Here is a 19,333-nt window from a genome sequence, read left to right on the forward strand (position 1 = left end):
TTAGTCCGTGGGGCGGTCGAGGGTGTCCAGGAGGCGGGCCAGTACTGCGTCCGGGTTGCTGGTCCAGTCGCCTGTCAGCACGTGGTGAGTCCGCCAGCCGCCGGTGGCCAACGCGCGCGGATGCGTGGTGAGGCGTTCCAGGAGCGAATCCGCAGCTACTCGCTCCGGTGTGTCGACCAGTACTGCGAGGCGATGGCCCTCGTCGTCGGGCCGGCGCAGAGCGAGGTCGCACCGGAAGACCGACTCGCCGACAGCCGTCTCCACCACCACTCCGTTCTCCCGCAGCCGCTCGGTCAACTGCTCGACCACCGCAGCCCGGCTGACCCCCGCAACCACCGGCGTACCAGCCGGATCCTGGGCCGGAGCGGTGCGGCGCGGATGTTGCGCTGCCCGGCGGGTGCCGGTCGAGTACTGCGCCAAAGCTGCGCGGGTTGCTTCCGCATTCGCCTGGGACACCGCGTTGGCGTAAGTGAGGAACCGGCGGAGGGTGTTGGCGCCGTCGTTGTAGGTGTTGGTGATCGCGTCCGGCTCGATGCTGCTGATGATCACCATGTGCTGGCGGGCGCGGCTGAAGATGACGTTCAGCCGTTTCTCGCCGCCGGAGGTGTTGATCGGGCCGAAGTTCATCAGCATCCGCCCGTCCGGCCCGGCCGCGTAGCAGACGCTCATGATGACGATGTCGCGCTCGTCGCCCTGCACGTTCTCCAGGTTCTTCACGAACAATCCGGCGTCCTGCTCGTCCCGGGTCCGCACCTGCTCGGCCTCGTACCGCGCGCCGAACTCCGGATCGCGCTCGGCCAGTTCGTCCAGCGCCCGCTCGATCTCGCCCTGCTGCGCCTCCGAGAACGCCACGATGCCGAGACTCTTCCCGGTGTCGCGCGCCAGAATCTCCCGGACCAGCCCAGCGATCCACCGCGCCTCAGCAGGATTGGTACGCCGTACGTAGACCCCGTCGACGACCCGTACTGCGGTGATGCTGCCGGCCAGCATCCCGTCGACGACGTCCTCGACCTGAGACGGCAACTCGTCGTCGGCCCGGACGGTCCACGGCGGTGCCGGGTGGGCGGGCAGGCGATCCGGGATCGTGGCGAGCCTGCCTTGGTAGAAGGCTGCGTTGCTGAAGGAGATCAGCGCCTCGGAACGACTGCGGTAGTGCCAGGTCAGCATGGTCGAGGCGAGACGCAGCGCACTGATGGCCAGGAAACTGTCGTCGGTCAACGCGATGCCGACCTGCTCGGCTTCGTCGTCCGGATCACCGGTCGAGGCGGTGGTCCGGAAGTACTGCGTGGGCGGCAACTGCATCTGGTCGCCGACGACGATCACCTGCGGTGCGCGGTGCAGCGCCGGAATCGCTTCCTCGATGGGGATCTGGCTCGCCTCGTCGTAGATCACCACGTCGAAGAAGGTGTCGAGCGGCAAGGTGTCCGACACCGATGACGGGCTCATCAACCAGACCGGGCGCAGCAGCGAGACGACCTCGCCAGTCGCGCCGGAGGCGAGCTCGCGGATCGACTTGTACCGCATCACCTTGCCGAACTCGTGTTCCAGCTCGCGCCGGCCGGTACTGAAGGTCTTCTTGCGAACCCGATCTTCTTGAGACATCCCGGTCACGCTCGCCTCGGAATGCGCCAGGTCGGTCAGGAACCGCCGCCGCACCCCGGCCACCACCACGTCGGCGTTGACCGTCGTCAGTTCGTCGTACACGAGACTCAGCTCGCCGACGATCGCGTCGAGTCGCGCGGAAGTCACCTCGGTGAGCACCGGGTTCGCCGCCCGCGCCCGCTCCCAGTGCAACGCACAGACGGCGTACTCCAGTTGCGCGGGAGTCGCCTCAAGAGCCCGCACCGCAGCCTGCACACCCACCGGTGCCTCACCCAACCGCCGCATCACAGAACCCACCCGCTGAACCACCGGCACCAACCCCGCCCCCGCCAGCACCCCTACAATCTCCCGTACCCCGCCCAGACTCCTCTCGGAATACTCCGGAACCAGCAATCCCCGAGTGATCTCCTCTGCCCGAGCCACCAACTGCCCGACCCGGGCCAACGCCAGCACGACCTCCCTTGCCGGCGTTGGACGAGCGGCTGTGCCGCTCTGAGCTGAGTCAACAGTGGGCACGGGCGGAGCGTCCGCTGCCTCGCCCTGGAGAGGGCCGGCGGGGGCCCCACCGGGGGCTGAAGGCGAGGTGTCGTCTGCGTGTCCGCCGTGAGCCGTGTTGGTGGCGGGGGCGTCCGGGCGCCGAGCGGCGGGTGCCTCGCCGGAGGGCGCGGCTCCGACTCGCGCCCCGCCGGAGGGCGCGGGATCGGCGTGTGGGGTGGTTGTTGTCAGTGCGGGGAGCCAAGGGGTGAGGGTGGGGTCTTGGGTTAGGGCTTGGAGGGATTGGGTGAGGGTGCTGGGGTTGGGGGTGGACCAGGTTTGTTCGGATTGGTGGGTGTGGGCGGTGAGCGCGGCTGATGCCTCGTGGGCGGCTACGAGGGTGGTGAGGAGTTCGGTGACGGACGGGCGGACGGCTCGGGTGGAGGCGTCGTAGCGGCTGTGGACCAGGGACTTCACCCGGCGCCAGTCGCCCGAGAGGAACGACAGCAGGCCGCCTTCCTTGCTTTGGGCAACGGTTAGTGCGGAGCGTGCGTCGGCTGGGCTCAGCGGCTCGGTCCAGCCTGCGGCCTCGTCCCACGCGGCTCGCTCGGCGGCCAGCAACGACTCGTGCTCGGCTGCGGCCGCTCGCAGCTCCCGAGCAGCGGAGGACGACGAGTCGAGCACCTCGCCCTTGCCGCGCTCGACCAGAGGCAACATGACTACCCCGAGCTCACCCAGCCGCCGCAGAACTCCAATCTCAACGCTGCCCCAACCATCAGGCGCCGTCAGGCCAGACGCCTCAAGCGTGTCAGCGACCGCCGACCAAGCAGCGACGGCCTCAGCAGCAGTAGCCGGGATCTCGGCATCCGCGCCAGGCGCAGCCCAGACAGCAGGCGCGACCAGACTCAGCGGGCTCCGAGCCAGTACGCCGCCACTCGCCGGATCCGCCGCGGCTAGCCCAGACGCCAGCTCACCAACAACCTCCCGAGCCGCCCACCAATCGCCCGGCGACGGGATCAACCGACGCTGGGCAGGCTCGAGCGACGACCCCCACTCCTGCTCACGCAACTCCGCGAGCGTGTTCACCACAGTCCGCAGCGATGGCGACTCGGCAGCCAGCTTCCGCTCGAACTCACCGACGGTCGCGAGCAAACGATCGACCCGCGCGACGAGCGCGTCCCGGCGTACGGTCAGGTCGTCGAGATCGTCCGACGCCGCGAGCCAGGCCTCATAGGTGTCGCGCAGGCCGTGCACGAACGCCTTCTTGTCGGCCTGCGAGTCGTGGATCAGCGTGCACAACTCATCGAGCCGCCGACTGACCAGCCGCGCATGCACGACATCGAGCGCCGCGCGCTTCTGGCAGACAAAGAGCACCCGCTGCCCGCGCGCCACGAAGTCCGCGATCATGTTGGTGATCGTCTGCGACTTGCCCGTCCCCGGCGGGCCCTGGATCACGAAACTCTCGCCCCGCTGGGCGCGCGCCACCGCCGCCACCTGCGATCCGTCCGCCGGCACCACCAGATGCCGCTCGGACGTCGGCAGCTCCGGCGGATCGCTGACCAGCGGACGCGGCCGGTCGGAGAAGAGTTGGTCGAAGGACGGGCAGGACCGCCCGGTCGTGAGCAGTTCGTCGTAGTCGCGCACCAGCCCGAGCGTCCGGTAGTTGAAGTTGGCCAGCGCGACCGCGCACAGGTCGACGTCCCACGAGTACGGGCTGCCGTCGTCGCCCGTCTCCAGCACATAGCTGTCGGTCTCGATCGCACCCGGTCGTCGCGGCTCGCCGAACACAACGCTCAGCGGCAACTCCTGCACAGCAAGCTGCTGGCGGAAAATCTGCACACCGAGTGGCTGGTAGTCCGGCCGGCGATAGGAGTACGAGTAGTGCCGGCCGCCGAACTCGTTCGCCGTGTTCCCGTGCTGCCGTCGCCGGTAGTTCCGCAGCTTCACCATCGCGCGCTGCCGAACGAGATCGATCCGCGGCTTCGACCGCAGCTGCAGCTGCAACCCCGGCTCGGACGCCTGCAACTCGGCCCGCAACTTCTCGTGCAGTACGCCGATCGCGTCCGGCTCGGTCAGATCCACCTTGTCCGGCAGGTTGATGCCATAGAGCTGATGCAGGTGATGCCGCAACGTCGGGTTGATCTCAGCGACCGGATCGGTGATCCGCACCGTGTACGAGTCGCGCACCCCCCGCTTCTTGGCCAGCTCGACCTTCACGAGCACCAGCGGCGAGGTCAGCCGGGTGGCAGGGTCATTCTTCAGATCGTGCCAACGCAGGAAGGCCGGGACCAGCCGCAACTGATCCTGCCCGTACTCCGCGCGGTCGCGTCTGGCCGTCGAGATCAGCTTGTCCAGCGCGGACGCGGCGTACGGCGCTTCGTCGTACCGGATCCACTTGCCGAGTGAGTGGCCCTTGCCGTCGACGAGTCGTGCGGCGAGGTCGGCGTTCCAGGTGAAGAGCTGTTCCGCGCGGATGTTGCGCACGTCGAGCATCAGCGGGACCGAGGCCTCGGTGAGGTTGATCGTCTGGGCGGTGTGCCGGAAGTTGACCAGCCGGTTGCGCCTCGAGAGGTCGAAAAGCCTGTCCCGCAAGGCTTTCAGCACTGCCTCGCGCCGGTCCGCCGTATCGCGAGTGATCGCGTCGACGTCGAAGTCGAGCGGCTGGTCGCGGTAGTTCTCCAGTTGCTCGATCAGCGAGCGCAGGTCCTGGGCGCGGCGATGGCGATCGGGCTCGGCCATCTGCGCTGCCACCGAGACGATCACCGGATGCAGCGAACCGGTCAGTGAAAAGAAGTTGCCGCGGGCATCGACCAGCCGAGCGACGTCCTCGGTCCGGGACAGATCGAGCCCGCAGCCGAGCGCGATCAACAGCTGGCCGAGACTGAAGATGTCGGTCAGCGGGTCGTGATGACCGAGCACGTGCTCCCAGCTCTGCCAGCCCGGCACGAGCACCGGCGCGGTGATTGCCTCCGGCACCGGCTCGGTCACCTGCACCTTGGGTCGGCCGCCGCTCTCGCTGAGATCCAGCTCGACCTGCTGATGCGACACGACCTCGACCGCTGAGGCTCGATGTCCTTCCCTGGCAGCGATCTCGTCGGCCTGGATGAGCGGGCGAGACGCTGCCTCCGGCGGGAAACCAAGACGGGTTTGTTCGTCGACAGTGATCAGGTCGAGCCCGCGCAAGGGCGCGACCAGACCGCGCTCGTGCACCTCGGCCGTCTCGTGGAACAGCGGCAACACAGCGGCGAGTAACGCGTCATTGCCGAGCCCGCCCTGAGAGACGGCCAGCGCAACGAGATCCTTCATGGCGTCACCGCCTGCGTCAGCTCGGCCCGGCGCCGATCGCTCCACCCGAGCTCGTCGTCCGCCAGATCGTCGTACTCCGATAGTCCGGCGCGGCGGGCCAGCGCCAGCGACGCGATCAAACCGTCATCGCCCAACTCGGGATCGGCAGTCGCCAGGTCGAGCAACAGGTAGCAAAGGTATTGCCGCGTAGCAGGCGTCAACCGCCGAGGACGCGGAATCGGAGCACCGTCGACGGGCCGGATCGCCAGCGGCTCGTCGAACCGCGGCACCGCCCCACCCGGTACGCCGAGCGGCCCGGGTGGATCCGCGAAGCCGGCCGCGAACGTGGCCACCGTGTCGGACCGCAACCCCTCCGCCTGCGCGATGTGCGCCGCGAAGTCCATACTCACCTCGCGCAGCAACGCGGCATCCAGCAGATCTGGTGCATCCACGTCGAGTGGCCCGGTCAGCAGAATCTCGACGTCTTCCTCGGCCAGCCAGTTCTGCAGAGCCCAGGCTCGGGCGACTCCTTCGGGATGGCTCGTCCCGCGACTGCCCGTGCTCAGATCCAGCTCGGCCGCCTGGCGCAGGTAGGCCGCCGGATCCACGGAACCCAAGCCGGTTTGGACTTTCAGCAACGCGCGCACCGTAGTACCGAGGTCTCCGCAGGCGACGAGTGCGCCGCGGTCGGCGAACAGTTCGCAGGCCATCACCCAACGGCGATGGGTTTCCAGGTACTGCGGTGGCGTGCGCGCGTCACCCGCCGCCGCGTCGAGCAACCGGTCGACCGCGAGATACGCCCCGTCCTCGAGCGTCCACAGCACCCGGTGCGCCAGTTCGTGCCCGCAGACGGCCGCGAGCTCATCGGCATCCAACCGCTCCAGCAGCGGCCCCTCGAACAGGATGACCGCCCGATCACCCTGATGCAGCAACGACGCATTGGGCTGGCCGGCGCCCTGTGCCTGGAAGAACCCGATCTCCACCTCGAGCCCGAGCGCCTCCACAGCCCGCCGCCCGGCCGCATGCAGCTCGGGGTGACTGGCTGCCTCCAACCGATACGTGTTCCGCAACAAAGCCTCGCTCAACCCGGAGTCCTGAGCCTCCCCACCCCGCAAGGCCTCCCAGGCACGCTCATCCACCCGGCGAACCTGCGCAAGCACGGCCCGGTGATACCCCAACGGCGACAGCGAACTGACCACAGCGTCACCCTAACCACCCCCACCGACGAAAAACCTCCGTGCGAAGACAACACCTGCTGGGCACTAGTGTCAGGGGACGGGGACTGGGCGTGACCGATCGAGGAGATGGACGGCGTGAAGCTCTACTCCGATGTGGGTGTGCAGCGGTTCGGGCAGGTGTTGGGGGATCTGCTGTTGCTGGGCTGGATCGCCTTCTGTACCGCGCTCGGGCTGACGGTTTTCAAGATCACCAACGCGCTCGGCTATCCGGGGCGGAAGGCGGCTGAGGCCGGCGACGGGCTGTCGGGTGATCTGCAGCGGCTGTCCGGGTCGATCGGCAAGGTGCCCGCGGTCGGGGACGAGTTGAAGTCTCCGGTCGACGGTGCTGCCAAGGCCGCGGCCAGGATGGCTGAGGCGGGGCGGGATCAGGCGCATGCGGCGGAGCAGTTGGCCTATCTGCTGGCCGGAGTGACCATCGGGTTGCCGGTGCTCTTCGCGCTGCTGATCTGGTTGCCGCGGCGGATCCGCTTCTCCCGGCGGGCGACGGCCGCGCGCAAGTTCATCGACAACGCGGCCGACCTCGACCTGTTCGCGCTCCGGGCGATGGCCAACCAGCCGATGCACAAACTCGCGAAGATCTCCGACGACCCGGTCACCGCGTGGCGCGAGGGCGACTCCGCGGTCATCACCCGACTGGCCGACCTGGAACTTCGCAGTACCGGCCTGCGGCTTCCGCGCCCAGCAGTGGAGGGCTGAGGCTCCGCAGGACTCGGCCTGGACGTCGCCGGCCGCTGTGGCGAGGCCGCCTGACCATTCACCCCAACCAGCGGACCGGTTCCTCGGTCCACCTGACCCTGGCGGCGTCCTGATCCAGCTGGCTGGGCTTAGCGTTAAAACCCCTGGGAACTGACAACCTCTTGACGGGCGTCAAGGTGCCTCAGTAGCGTGCGGCCCACGGATTTTAACGTTAATAAAATCCACGGCTCGTGAGGAGAGCGGGATGGGGCCGCAGGACAGCAGTCGAGGGCCGGTGCCGCACGGGCACGTGACGTTGGTGCAGGTGGCCCGGTGGGCGGGCGTCTCCGCGCAGACCGTGTCGAACGCGGTCAACAACCCCGAGCGGGTGGCTCCGGCGACCCGGCAGCGGATCCTGGCGGCTGTGGAGGAACTCGGGTACGAGCCGAACCTGTCGGCGCGAGCGCTCCGCAACCGCAGCTCGTCGCTGATCGCGTTCAAGACGCGGCCGGCCCGGCCGGACAAGGCCTCGCTGCTGATGGACGAGTTCCTGTACGCGCTGAACGCGTCCGCGGCGCAGGCCGGCTACCACCTGATCCTGGTGCACGCCGAAGACGGCTCGGCGAACGAGATCAAGGCGTACCGGGACCTGCTGAAGAAGACGCCGGTCGATGCATTCGTCCTGACCGAGACGCATCGCAACGACGACCGGGTCGCGGCGATGCGGTCCTGGGGTGTGCCGTTCGCGACCTTCGGACGCTCCTGGGACGGTGACGACAGCACCGCCTGGGTGGACGTCGACGGCCGGGCCGGAACTCGCGCCGCGGCCGAGCATGTCGCCGCGCAGGGGCATCGCCGGATCGGGCACATCGGTTGGCTTGCCGGGTCCGAGATCGGCGCCGAGCGCCGCGAGGGCTGGCTGGAGGGTTGCCGGGAGCGTGGGTTGGAGACCGATCTCCAGGCCCTGGTCCCGGACACGCTCGAGGCGGGCCGGCAGGCCGCGCACCGGATGCTCGACTCGTCCCGTCCCGCCACCGCCCTCGTCTGTGCCTCCGACACGCTCGCCCTCGGCGTACTGCGGGCGTTGCACGAGCGCGGACTGCGGCCGGGCACCGACGTCGCGGTCACCGGGTTCGATGACTCGCCCACCGCCGCACTCGTCAGCCCCGGGCTGACCACGCTGCACCAGCCGATCGACGTGGTCGGGCGGCAGCTGATCCAGACCATCGACAACCTGCTCGCCGGCGACGCCCGGGAGCCGCAGCACGTCTTGCTGGAACCGGAACTCATCGTCCGGGGCTCCAGCCTTCCAGGACCACCGAGGCAGTGAGGGGACACCGATGAGGTCCAGAATCAAGTTGCTTGCGGCAACCATCGCCGGAGCGCTGCTGTTACCCGCCCTGACATCCCTGCCGGCCGCGGCGGCACCGGCCAACGCGTTCGTGGTGAACGTGGAGAACCTTGCCAACGGCACCGGTGCCGCCGGCGCGATGGACCTGACGACGTACGGCGATCTTGACTGGGTCCACCTGACCGGCGCCGGGACCGAACGCAAGGCCGTCGCGGCGGCCATTACGGTCGACAACCTCAACCCCGCGGCCGGCCAGGACACGCTCAACGACAGCCCATTGACCTTCCGCTGGTCCGACGGCACCACCACGCCCTCGACTCCCGGGATCACCACGGGCGGGGTCTTCAAGTACGACGACACTACGGTCGGCGACGCGACAGCGCACGACGCCGGCTACCGGATCACCGTCGCTCCCTCGGACTCCCCGCGGCGACTCGTGTTCGTGGGTGGGATCTGGCAGGCCCGCGGCACGGTGACCATCGCGCCGGCAGACGGGGCCGGTACGGCGTACACGACCAAGATCAGCGCGAACGGGAGTGCCGTCGCGAAGCGCTACACGGTGACGATTCGTCCGGGGGAGGGCGTTGTCGTCACCACCAGGTTCACGGAGAAGCTGCAGGCGAACGGCAACATCTCGCTGTCCGCGGCCGCGCTCTCGAAGGTCGCTCCGGCGGCGGAGGCGAGCTTGACCGCGACTGCTCCGCCGGTCGCCATGAACCTGACTGCCGAGGGACCGAGCGACTGGATGCACCTCAACGGCGCGACGATCAACCGCAGCAGCGTCGTACCGGCTGGAACGGCTCGCCTTGGCGTCGCGAACCGGCAGACCGGTGCCGCGATCGGGGCGCAGAACGACAATCCGGTGACCTACTCGTGGACCGACGGAGCGCCGGCGCAGACCGAGCCGGGCAGCCGGGCCGGTGGCATCTTCTTTGCCGACGGCACCAATCCGGAGCTGGTCGGAAAGGACCTGACGGATCCTTACGGCTACGACCTCACGGTCCCCGCGGCGGCTGGTGGGCGCACGGTGCGCTTCGTGTCGGGCGTCTGGCGCGCGGCCGCGACCGTCTCCGTCTACCTGAACGGCTCGTCCGCTCCCGCCTTCGTGAGCAGCGATCTGGTCAGCACGGGCGATTCCGTCACCAGGCTTTTCGAGCTGACGCTGGGCGCCGGCGACTCGGCTCGCATCACCGCACAACTGACGCGCAAGACCCACGACTCCGGCAACGTGACGCTCGCCGGGGTGACCCAGGCGGACACATCGGCGGACGGCTACCGCGCGCTCACTCGAACCCTCCTCGGCCTAGCTCAGACGGCAGACGTGAACGCCGCGAGCGAGGCTGCTCGACAGCAACTTGACGGCGAGATCAGCTCCGCGACTGCGGTCATCGCTGACGCTGCCGCGCAACGGGATGAGCTGAGGCTGGCGTACGTCCTCCTCAAGGCCGCGTACGACGAGGCGAAGGCCTCGGCCGCCGGCGCGGAGTACACCAACGTCACCAATCCCGGCCTGACCTCGTCGTTCGGCTGGGAGGGCGACCTGCACGCGCCGATCGCCTTCATCGACGGGAGCTACCGGCTGCGCAGCCGGGGCAACGCGTTGGTGACGTTCGGAGTACCGAATGTCCCCGGCAAGATCAAGTGGTCCAACGCGGAGGGCTACCTGCCGGCGTTCATCAGTGAGTACTCGAAGGACGGCCTTCAGCTGAAGGTCGAGAACTTCGCGGATCTCGTGCTGATCGGCGGAAACCGTTTCGAGGTCGCCTACTCGCGGATGACCGTCACCAACACGACCTCGGCGCCGGCGCGACTTCCGCGGGTGTCGAGTCTGCTGACGCCGCTCAACGCCGCGGCCGCGCCGACGGTGACGACGATCGGCGCGGGCGAGACCGTCGTCCGTGACTACGCGATCGCCGCCGACCGGTTCGGGGCGAGCTACGACTGGCCGTCCGCGGCGCAGCTGCAGCAGGCGGGCTCCTGGAGCAAGCACTACAAGAACATGCGTTCCTACTGGAACACCAGGCTGGCCGCCATCGCCCAGATCACCGAGCTTCCGGACCAGCGGCTCGTCAACGCCTACAAGGCCGGCTACATCTACACGCTGATCATCCGGGACGACATCGACGGCCAGAAGCGGTTGCACGTCGGCGAGAACGGCTACGACGAGATGTTCGACCACGACACGATCGGCATCGTGGCCACGCTGCTGACGATCGGCGACTTCACCTACGCCCGCGACTACCTCGCGACCTTGCCGGCGCAGCTCCAGTACGACGACGCGAAGTGGAAGTACAGCTGGCCGTACGCGCTGTATCTGCAGCGGACCGGCGACAAGGCGTTCGTCCGCAGCCAGTTCGAGACGATCAAGAAGAACACCCACCTGGTCGAGACCGACCGGATCGACGGCGGCAAGGGCATCATCAAGCAGACCTTCGCGATCGACTCCCTCGGCTACTGGACGATCGACAACTGGTCGGCCCTCGCCGGACTCACCACCTACCGCTACCTCGCCACCGCCCTGGGCGAAACCGGGGAAGCGGCGTGGGCGAAGGCGGAGTACGACGATCTGCTCCGGGTCGCGACGGCCCGGATCGAGCAGACCATGAAGGAGCACGATCTCGACTACCTGCCGATCTCGATGGTCGAGCCGAACGAGACCGGTCCGCGGCAGGATCCGCGGGACGCGAACTGGGCCTCGATGTTCCTGTTCGGCCGGTGGGCCTGGGACGGGTACCTGTTCGGCGCCGAGCAGAGCGGGGTGATGTTCGACAAGATCGACGACACCTACACGCACGGGTTCGACCGGCGCAAGGATGTCTCGGACACCATCTACAACTTCGGTGGCTATCCGCACGGGTACTTCTCGAGCGCCTACAACGCGGGTTACGGCAGTGCGGCGTTGCGCGGCGAGCGGTACCGCGACGCGGGGATCAAGGGCTACCAGTTCATGATCGACAAGGCGATGAGCGGCCCGTTCGGCTGGTGGGAAGGCGTCGACTACCCCGACCAGAACTCACCGTGGAACCTCGACCACGCCCGGGGCGGCGGCGGTTCGAACCAGCACATGTGGGGTCAGTCGACGGCGACCAAGGTGCTCTTCGACTCGTTGCTCGCCCAGAAGGCCGACGGCTCGGTGATCATCGGCCGCGGCGTACCGGACGAGTGGCTGCGCGATCGCCAGAAGATTGCCCTCACCAACTATCCGGCGTCGGACGGCAAACGGATCGGGTACCGGCTGACCACCTCCGGCAGGTACGTCTCGCTGGAGCTGTCCGGTGATGCGGTGGCCGGCTACAGCATCGAGCTCCCGGCGCTGCGGAACAACATCGCCGGCGTCTCCGTCAAGGGCGCGACCGTCAACCAGGCCGCCGGCACCGTGCTCCTGCCGGCCGGCACGACGCACGCGACGATCACCTTGCACCGCGCGATCACCAAGTGACGCGGCGGACCCAGCCCCGCTGACGGGGCTGGGTCCAAGGTGCTAGCCCAGGAAGGCCTTCAGCTCAGCGATCACGGCCTCTGGGTTCTCCTCGGCAAGGAAGTGACCTGTCCCCGGGACTCTGTGAACCCGTACGTCGGTGCCCTGGCCGGCCCAGGCGTCTTTCATGAAGTCGTAGCTGTACTCCGAGGCCAGGCCGAGGAACGGTGCCGTGATCCGGCCGTACGTGGCGAAGTCCACGACATCCTGGTGGAAGGCCTGGTACCACGCGTTGCCGGCCCGGATCGCCTCCGGACCGGAGTACGCGTGGGCGTAGATCCGCCGGGAGAGCTCGTCGATGGCCGACGGGTCGGGCGGGAAGGCGTCCATGAAGTAGTCGACGATGTACCGCGAGCGTCCGGTGATCAGCTGCTCGGGCAGGCCCTGGACCTGGTTGAAGGCGAACCACCACAGGCTGAAGCCGTGCCCTGGCCTGACCAGTAGCGGCTGTTCGTACAGGGAGGCGTCGGGGTGCCCGACGTCCATCAGGACAAGCTTGCGGGTTGCCGCCCGGTGGTTGACCGCGAAGCTGTGCGCGACCATCGCGCCGATGTCGTGGCCGGCGATGTTGACCGAGTCGTAGCCCAGGTGCCGGACCAGGGTGTGGACGTCGCGCGCCATCGTCTTCTTGTCGTACCCGTCGGCAGGTTTGGCCGATCCGCCCATGCCGCGCAGGTCCAGCGCGATCACCGTGTACCGCTTCGCCAGGGCCGGCAGGATCTTGTGGAACGACCACCAGGTCTGCGGCCAGCCCGGCAGCAGAACCAGCGGCTCGCCCTTGCCGCCGATGACGTAGTGCTGGCCCTTCGCGTACCTGCTGCGCAGCCCTAGTGACCGTGCCAGCGCAGCATCGGACGGTACGCCGCCACCCGCCGTGCTCTCGGCTGCCGCAGCCGGTGCCGCCACGGCACCCGCAGTCGCCGCAGCGGCCGCACCTGCGCCCAGTGCCAGCAGTTTCCGCCGATTGAGATCCATTCGCCCCACCTCTTTCAGGCGCCTCCACCGTTGAGTGGCGCCGACGGCGATGCTATGCAGCCTGCGCATCAGTTAGACCAACAGTTAGACCAGGACTTGAAATCAGCTGGCTGACTGTCAGTGCCAACGGTGGGCCGGCGATGCCGACGGTCAGCAGGGCGACGCGGAGGCCGTAGTCGTTGGTGGTGGAGCCGATCGCGGCGATGGCCACGACTGCCAGGTAGCAGCCCCACAAGTAGGGCCAGCGGGCTACTGCTGCTTCGAACCAAGCTGGGGCCAGTTGATGCCGGGCCAGTACTACGGCGATGCTGCACAGCAGGAGCGCGCCAACGAGCCACAGGTGTGGTCCAGCGGAGAGGGAGCCGATCGCGTAGTCGGCCTTGCGGGTGACTACGGCCATGCCGTCGCCGTGCAGGAGGTCCTCCACGAACCTGCCTGCGTGTGACCGCGATGCGGCCGGCCGTCGCCAGTCGAGCACGCTGACCACAGCAACCGCCGCTACTGCTGCAGCGCCGGTCAGCAACAGCCGGATGGCGCCTACGCGGCGGCCGAGCACTACCAGTCCGAGCAATGCGAACGCGGGCACGATCGCCAGTCCGCCTCCGACGTCTGCGCCCCAGGACGGCCAGGCGTCAACCAGGACCGTGATCAGGCCGATCACCGCAACTGCACCCGCCGCGAAGACAGGGCCGCGCCGGGCTCGCAGCCAGCTGGCCAGCCCGGCGGCGAACAGCACCGCGTGCACTGCGAACACCACAAACGTGGTGTTGCCGAAGCCGTAGTACCGGCCTCCTGACAGTGGTGACGGGCCGAGTGGGCTGCCGTGGTGGAGGATCGTGCCGGTGACCGCGTCGACGGCGAGCACGCCGAAGGTGACACCGGACAGGGCTGTCACCGTGACCCAGGCCGGTACGCGCGGCAGCCGCCGAAGTACGAGTGCCATTAGCACCGCGGCGCCGAGCATGCCGAGCCACAGAGCGGCCAACGGCACCGGCCAGCGCCACCACTGGATCAGCCGGACCAGGTACGAGCACAACGGCAACGCAGCGAGCATCAACAGGGTGAGGTCGACTCCGCCCGTACTGCGCCGCGCGCGCCGCCGCAGCGCCAGCGCTCCGACCGCCAGCACCGTCGCCGCTGCCAGCCCGTTGATGAACAGCCCGGAGCTGCGCCGCAGATCGCGGTCGCGATGGGTGATGCCGGCAAGCTTCTCCGTGGTGTCATGCGCCCCAGGTCGGTTGCCTGCAGCAACCAGTGGGGCTCCGGTGAAGTGATTGGGTTCTTCGAGTCCGGCTGCTGCGACCACCGTCGAGGGGATGTCGAGGAGCCGGACGATGCCCTGCCAGCGGGTCGACTGTGCTGTGAGGTAGCGGCCGCCGGCTTGAGGGCCGGACATCAGGACCGCTCCCATCGCTACTGTCGAGTGCAGCGGCTGGGAGATGCCGAGGACGATCACGGTGGCGTTGCGAGATACGCCGTCGAGCACTTGCCGCACCTTGCCGTCGGCTTCGCGCAAAGCCTTCCCCGGATCGTTGCGCCGATCAACCACGCCGGCGTCGACCACGGTCACCGGGCAGTCGAAGGAGGCGCTCGCCAGCTCTGCGTGGTATCTCGTGATCCTGCCCTCACGATCGGCCAGCGCGAGCGCCGCGCCCGGGCCGACAGCGGTGGCACAAACGTTGCCTTCAGCAAGAGTTTGACCGAGTAAACCTAGCTCCGGGTCGAAGACCGAGGCCTGCTGCGCCTTGACCAACTCGCTCCAACCGTCGACGACGCCGCCGGTCACCGACGGCACCGTCGTACAGTCGCGGTTTCGATCTGACTGCGGATCGGTGGCAGCCCGCCCGGCTGACAGTGACAACCAGCCGTCCAGCGGACACGGCGGCGAGTGCACGGTCCGCACAGTCATCGCCGCAGCATCAGCGCCGTCCTCGAGCATCCGCCACAACGTCGGCGAACCACTCTCGCTCAGGTTGTCCCACGTCAACCCACCGATCCCGACGATCACGACCGGCGGGGTCACTGGAGTTGCCGGATCCGCCGCCGCTTCCACCCCGGGCAGCCAGAACCCGACCGCGGCCACCGCCGCAACCAACCCCCGAACCCCGATCATCACTCCAACTATCCGCCCACCCCGGGGTCACGCCGCGTTCAACGGCGCAGCGCGGTCGACTGCTTCAGTCGCGACAGCTTCTCGGGATTGCGCACGTGGTAGGCGCCGGTGACACGACCGTTGTCCACTCGCACGGCCACCACCCCGTCGATCTCGCCATCGACCCGGACGAGCAGTCCTGGGCCGCCGTTGATCTGCACCAACTCGACCGACCTCTCCACGTCGCGCTTCCACCAGCCGACAGCCAGCAGGCGAGCGACGTTGTCCGCTCCGACGATGGGTCGCAGCAGGGCGTGCCTGACGCCACCACCGTCGCTCAGGGCAACAACATCCGGCGCGAGGATGTCCAGCAGGCTCTGCAATTCGCCGGTTTCGACGGCTCGTTGGAAAGCCTGCAATGCGGCCCGGTGCTCGTCCGAAGAGCCGGTACTCCGTGGCCGGCGCGCGGCGACGTGGGTCCTTGCCCGGTGCGCGATCTGGCGGACCGCCTCCTGGGTCTTGCCGACGGCTTCGGCGATCTCGTCGTACTCCAGTTCGAACACTTCGCGCAGTACGAACACTGCTCGCTCAGTCGGGCCCAGCGTCTCCAGCACGAGCAGCATCGCGAGGGAGACGCTCTCGGCCAGTTCGACATCCTCGGCCACGTCGGGGGAGGTCAGCAACGGCTCGGGCAACCACGGCCCGACGTACGTCTCCTTGCGCCGGTCGAGTGTGCGCAGTCGCTTCAGCGCCTGCCTGGTGGCGATCCGGATCAGGTACGCCCGCTGGTTCAGCACCGTGCTCTGGTCGACGCCCGTCCACAACAGCCAGCTCTCCTGCAGCACATCCTCGGCGTCGGCCGCGGACCCAAGAATCTCGTAGGCAACCGTGAACAGCAAGTTGCGATAAGCAACAAACACCTCGGTCCCGTCCATGCCCATAAGATCCCGCGGCCCGCCATCTTGTGACACCAACCATCCGTGGGCTGCGTCACACAAACCCGGGTGTCACACCACGCGGGTCGCCGGGATCTCTTGCACACAACACACCGGCAAGAGAGGCCAAACCATGCCAACATCAACCACAGCCCACCTCAACGTCGCGGTGGCGGGAGCGACTGGGCGGCTGGGGCGTCATGTCGTCGACGTACTTGCCGAGCGAGGCCATCAGGTTGTGCCGATGTCGCGAGCCACCGGCGTGGACGTCATCACCGGTGAGGGGTTGGCCGAGGCGCTCGCCGGTGCGGACGTCATCATCGACGTCGCCTCCTGGCACGCGTCCGAGCAGGAGGCCGCGACGGAGTTCTTCCGTACTTCGGCCCGCAACCTGCAGGAGGCGGGACGGCACGCGGGGGTCACCCGGATCGCGGTGGCGTCCATCATCGGCGTCGACAAGGCCACCACCGGTTTCGTCGCCGCCAAGAGGCTGCACGAGGAGTTCCTTCGATCCGGCCCGCTCGCCGTCCGCATTCTGCGTGCCGCGCAGTTCCATGAGTTCGTCGGTCAACTGCTGGACTGGCAGAAAGGCGACGTCGCCTACGTCCCCGCCCTGCCCACCCAACTTGTGGCCTGCCGCACCGTGGCCGAAGAGCTGGTCGACCTGGCCCTCGCCCCTGGCGAGCCATGCCGGGGAGCACCGATTCCCGAGATCGCCGGGCCCCGCCGGGAGACCCTGGCGGAGGCGGCCGCCCTCCTCGGCGCTCGGCGAGGCATCAAGGTCGTCGCCGTCGACGGCTCGAACATGCCCGACGCCGAGCTCGCCGCCGACGGCGCCTTCCTTCCCAGCCCGCACGCCAAACTCGCCGGCCCGACCTTCCAGGAGTGGCTCGCCACCCAGCCCTGACTACGGTCTTTGCGCGGCCACGAACTCGGCGCCGATGTCCTTCAATCGGTCGGCCACATAGGCGGGATCGAGGAGCGCCTCGGGAGTGTGGATTCCTGGTGAGACCGGTTCGCCGCGGAGGCCGAGCAGCCGTTCGATGCTGAGAGCCAGGCCGAGAGCGGTCAGGGGGCGCTGTCCCTCCGGGTGCACGAGGTAGTGAGTTCTGCTGAGGTGTGCACCGCCTGCGCCTTCTCCCTCGAGGTCGATCCGGACCTCGAGGGAGGGGCCTCCACCGCCGCGCCGGCCAGCGGACTCGCCAACGGCAAAGTCGAAGCTGACGTTCGGAGCGCCCGTGGCAAGAGCGAGACTCGGTACGTCGAGGATGCCGATGCGCTGACCCGGTACGACGGTGCCGTCGAGGCTCGACACGGAGACATCCGCGTCGGGACCATTGACCCAGCGGAATACTCCGTCGCGGCGTACCAGCCCTGCCGGACTAGCGGCGGACCAGCGTTCCAGATCGGCCAGTCCGGCAGGTCCGCCGACGTCCGACTCGTCCAGGAGCGCCCCGATCCGGATGGTGTCGATGCGTTCGAACTCCCGGGCCAGGTTCACCGTCGCGGGGACGAGCACACCGGCACAGAAGTGGCTGGCAACCACGACAGGCGCTGCGCTCGCGCGCTGAGCACTCGCGACCACCTCCGGCGCGATCTCGAGGAGGCCGCTGGAGATGCTGAGATACGGCAGTCCGCGGTCCTGGGCGAACCGCAGACCGTGCAGATGCGCGTCCCACACGGTCGCGACGACCGCGGAGTACCCGTCACCGGCCGGAAGGCCGAGGTCGCTGCGCTGCAGGTCGATGGTCACGGCTGTCGCGGTGCCGAGTTCGTCGGCCACCCGTTGCGCGCGGCCGAGGTCGCGACCCGCGATCGTCAGGGGCAGAGCCGGATGCCAGCGCCGCAGAACTGCCGCGGCTCCAGAGCCCGCCTGGCCGGAACCGCCCAAGATCAAGACAGGTTTCACCTGTGACTCCTCACGTCGATCGTTAGCTACATTTTGTAGCCTACATTTTGTAGCTTATGATCTGGGGGTGACGCAAGACAGCCCCCTGGCGACCTCACCGAAGCGACTGCCGAAGCAGGTCCGGCGGGAGCAATTACTCGACACCGCCGTCGCGCTCGTTCGTTCCCGCGGTACGGACGGCCTGACGCTGGTGACTCTCGCGGAGGCCGCGAAGGTGAGCAGGCCGATCGTGTACGACCACTTCGGCACCCGCGCCGGCCTCTTGGTCGAGGTCTACCGGCGACTCGACGAACGACACCGCACGGCGCTGGCCGAGGCCCTGGAAGCCGCCGAACCCACCGCCGAGGCGATCGCTCGCGTCATGAGTACCGCGTACTTCGCCTGCGCCACCGACATGCCGGAGTTCGCCGCCGTTTCCGCCGCCCTGAAGGGAAACCCGGAAGCGGAAGCGATCCAGCACGACCTACTCGCCGCCTACACAAACCTGATGGCCACCGCACTGGCGCCGTACTCCGGTCTTCCGCCCGACGCCCTCAAGTTGCGCTGCATCGGCATCCTCGGAGCCGCCGAAGCAATAGCCGCCGAACTCAACCTCAACCGCGCAACCCCCACCAACGCCATCACCGCCCTAACCGACCTCATAGTCGGCAACACAACCTCCCGCTGACTTGTCGGCGGCTGCGGCTGTTAGTCAGCAGGTCTTGCGGCTTTGACTGCTTCGGCGGAGTCGACCTCGCCTCGGGAGGTCAGTGACGTGATGACACCGTCGATGTCAGCGCTGGATCGGTTCTGGCTGAGTTTGGCCTTCGCTTCGATTCGGCTGACCACGAGTTCGACCCCGACGATCGCGCGGAGCTGCCCTTCGATGAATTTCGCCGGGGCGTCATCCACAGACCACTGTTCCGCGAAGCCGGCCTCGTGCTTGGCGGTCAGGCGCCTCACCAGAGTGTCCAGCCAGGCCGGATCGTCGTGGATCACCAAGTTCCCGTAGACGTGAGCGGTCAGGTAGTTCCACGTCGGCACCGCCCGGCCGTGCTCACGCTTGGACGCATAGGCAGACGGCGAGATGTAAGCATCCGGACCGCTCACGATCGCGAGCGCTTCGCCGAGCACGGGTGTCTTCCATTGCTCGTTGTTCCGGGCCAGATGCCCAAGCAGTGCACCCGATTCAGCGTCGTACACGAAAGGCAGGAAGGTCGCGAGCAAGCCGTTCGGCGTACTGGTCACCAGGTTCGCGGCGCCGTGGTTCAGCAGCAGATCCTGTACGACGGCGTCGTCCGCGGCGAAGTGCTTGGGAACGTACATAGCGCCAATTGTCG

At 68.1% G+C, this 19,333-nt stretch carries 12 protein-coding genes; 5 read left to right on the plus strand and 7 right to left on the minus strand.

Annotated features, from left to right (window positions below; genetic code table 11):
• Both AB0F51_RS22825 and AB0F51_RS22830 read right to left on the minus strand, forming a co-directional pair.
• On the minus strand, positions 1-5,382 hold the full coding sequence (locus AB0F51_RS22825; RefSeq protein WP_360283014.1) for an AAA domain-containing protein: 5,382 nt from the start codon (positions 5,380-5,382) through the stop codon (positions 1-3).
• Complete coding sequence (locus AB0F51_RS22830; protein WP_360283016.1) at positions 5,379-6,560, minus strand: M48 family metalloprotease; 1,182 nt, start codon at positions 6,558-6,560, stop codon at positions 5,379-5,381. The genes AB0F51_RS22825 and AB0F51_RS22830 overlap by 4 nt, the downstream gene beginning before the upstream one ends.
• 105 nt (positions 6,561-6,665) lie before the next feature.
• Between AB0F51_RS22830 and AB0F51_RS22835 the strand changes: the two genes are divergently transcribed.
• The 3 genes from AB0F51_RS22835 (at position 6,666) to AB0F51_RS22845 (ending at position 12,064) form a co-directional block, all read left to right on the plus strand.
• On the plus strand, positions 6,666-7,295 hold the full coding sequence (locus AB0F51_RS22835) for a hypothetical protein (RefSeq protein ID WP_360283018.1): 630 nt from the start codon (positions 6,666-6,668) through the stop codon (positions 7,293-7,295).
• A gap of 244 nt (positions 7,296-7,539) precedes the next feature.
• Positions 7,540-8,604 carry a LacI family DNA-binding transcriptional regulator gene (locus AB0F51_RS22840; RefSeq protein ID WP_360283020.1) on the plus strand — a complete coding sequence of 355 codons (1,065 nt, stop codon included), beginning with the start codon at positions 7,540-7,542 and terminating at the stop codon, positions 8,602-8,604.
• A gap of 10 nt (positions 8,605-8,614) precedes the next feature.
• Positions 8,615-12,064: a sugar-binding protein gene (locus AB0F51_RS22845; RefSeq protein ID WP_360283022.1), complete on the plus strand. Its 3,450-nt coding sequence runs from the start codon at positions 8,615-8,617 to the stop codon at positions 12,062-12,064.
• A 42-nt stretch (positions 12,065-12,106) separates the two neighbouring features.
• Here AB0F51_RS22845 and AB0F51_RS22850 read toward each other — a convergent pair whose 3' ends face one another.
• The 3 genes from AB0F51_RS22850 to AB0F51_RS22860 are packed head-to-tail and all read right to left on the minus strand — an operon-like array spanning position 12,107 to position 16,105.
• Positions 12,107-13,078 (minus strand): alpha/beta hydrolase, encoded by a 972-nt coding sequence (locus AB0F51_RS22850; protein WP_360283024.1) that lies wholly within the window; start codon positions 13,076-13,078, stop codon positions 12,107-12,109.
• Between the two features lie 52 nt (positions 13,079-13,130).
• Positions 13,131-15,191: a hypothetical protein gene (locus AB0F51_RS22855; protein ID WP_360283026.1), complete on the minus strand. Its 2,061-nt coding sequence runs from the start codon at positions 15,189-15,191 to the stop codon at positions 13,131-13,133.
• A 38-nt stretch (positions 15,192-15,229) separates the two neighbouring features.
• Entirely contained in the window at positions 15,230-16,105 is an 876-nt protein-coding gene (locus AB0F51_RS22860) for an RNA polymerase sigma-70 factor (protein WP_360283028.1), read from the minus strand.
• A 133-nt stretch (positions 16,106-16,238) separates the two neighbouring features.
• Between AB0F51_RS22860 and AB0F51_RS22865 the strand changes: the two genes are divergently transcribed.
• Positions 16,239-17,012: an NAD(P)H-binding protein gene (locus tag AB0F51_RS22865; protein ID WP_360283030.1), complete on the plus strand. Its 774-nt coding sequence runs from the start codon at positions 16,239-16,241 to the stop codon at positions 17,010-17,012.
• On the opposite strand, the gene AB0F51_RS22870 is transcribed toward AB0F51_RS22865, so the two are convergent.
• Positions 17,013-18,014 carry a saccharopine dehydrogenase gene (locus AB0F51_RS22870; RefSeq protein ID WP_360283032.1) on the minus strand — a complete coding sequence of 334 codons (1,002 nt, stop codon included), beginning with the start codon at positions 18,012-18,014 and terminating at the stop codon, positions 17,013-17,015.
• 67 nt (positions 18,015-18,081) lie between these two features.
• On the opposite strand from AB0F51_RS22870, the gene AB0F51_RS22875 reads away from it, so the two are divergent.
• On the plus strand, positions 18,082-18,681 hold the full coding sequence (locus AB0F51_RS22875; RefSeq protein ID WP_360283034.1) for a TetR/AcrR family transcriptional regulator: 600 nt from the start codon (positions 18,082-18,084) through the stop codon (positions 18,679-18,681).
• A gap of 20 nt (positions 18,682-18,701) precedes the next feature.
• Here the strand turns inward: AB0F51_RS22875 and AB0F51_RS22880 are convergent, their stop codons facing one another.
• Positions 18,702-19,319 carry an FMN-binding negative transcriptional regulator gene (locus AB0F51_RS22880; RefSeq protein WP_360283036.1) on the minus strand — a complete coding sequence of 206 codons (618 nt, stop codon included), beginning with the start codon at positions 19,317-19,319 and terminating at the stop codon, positions 18,702-18,704.
• Positions 19,320-19,333 lie beyond the last annotated feature (14 nt).

The sequence above is a fragment of the Kribbella sp. NPDC023855 genome (assembly GCF_040639475.1).
Classification (GTDB): domain Bacteria; phylum Actinomycetota; class Actinomycetes; order Propionibacteriales; family Kribbellaceae; genus Kribbella.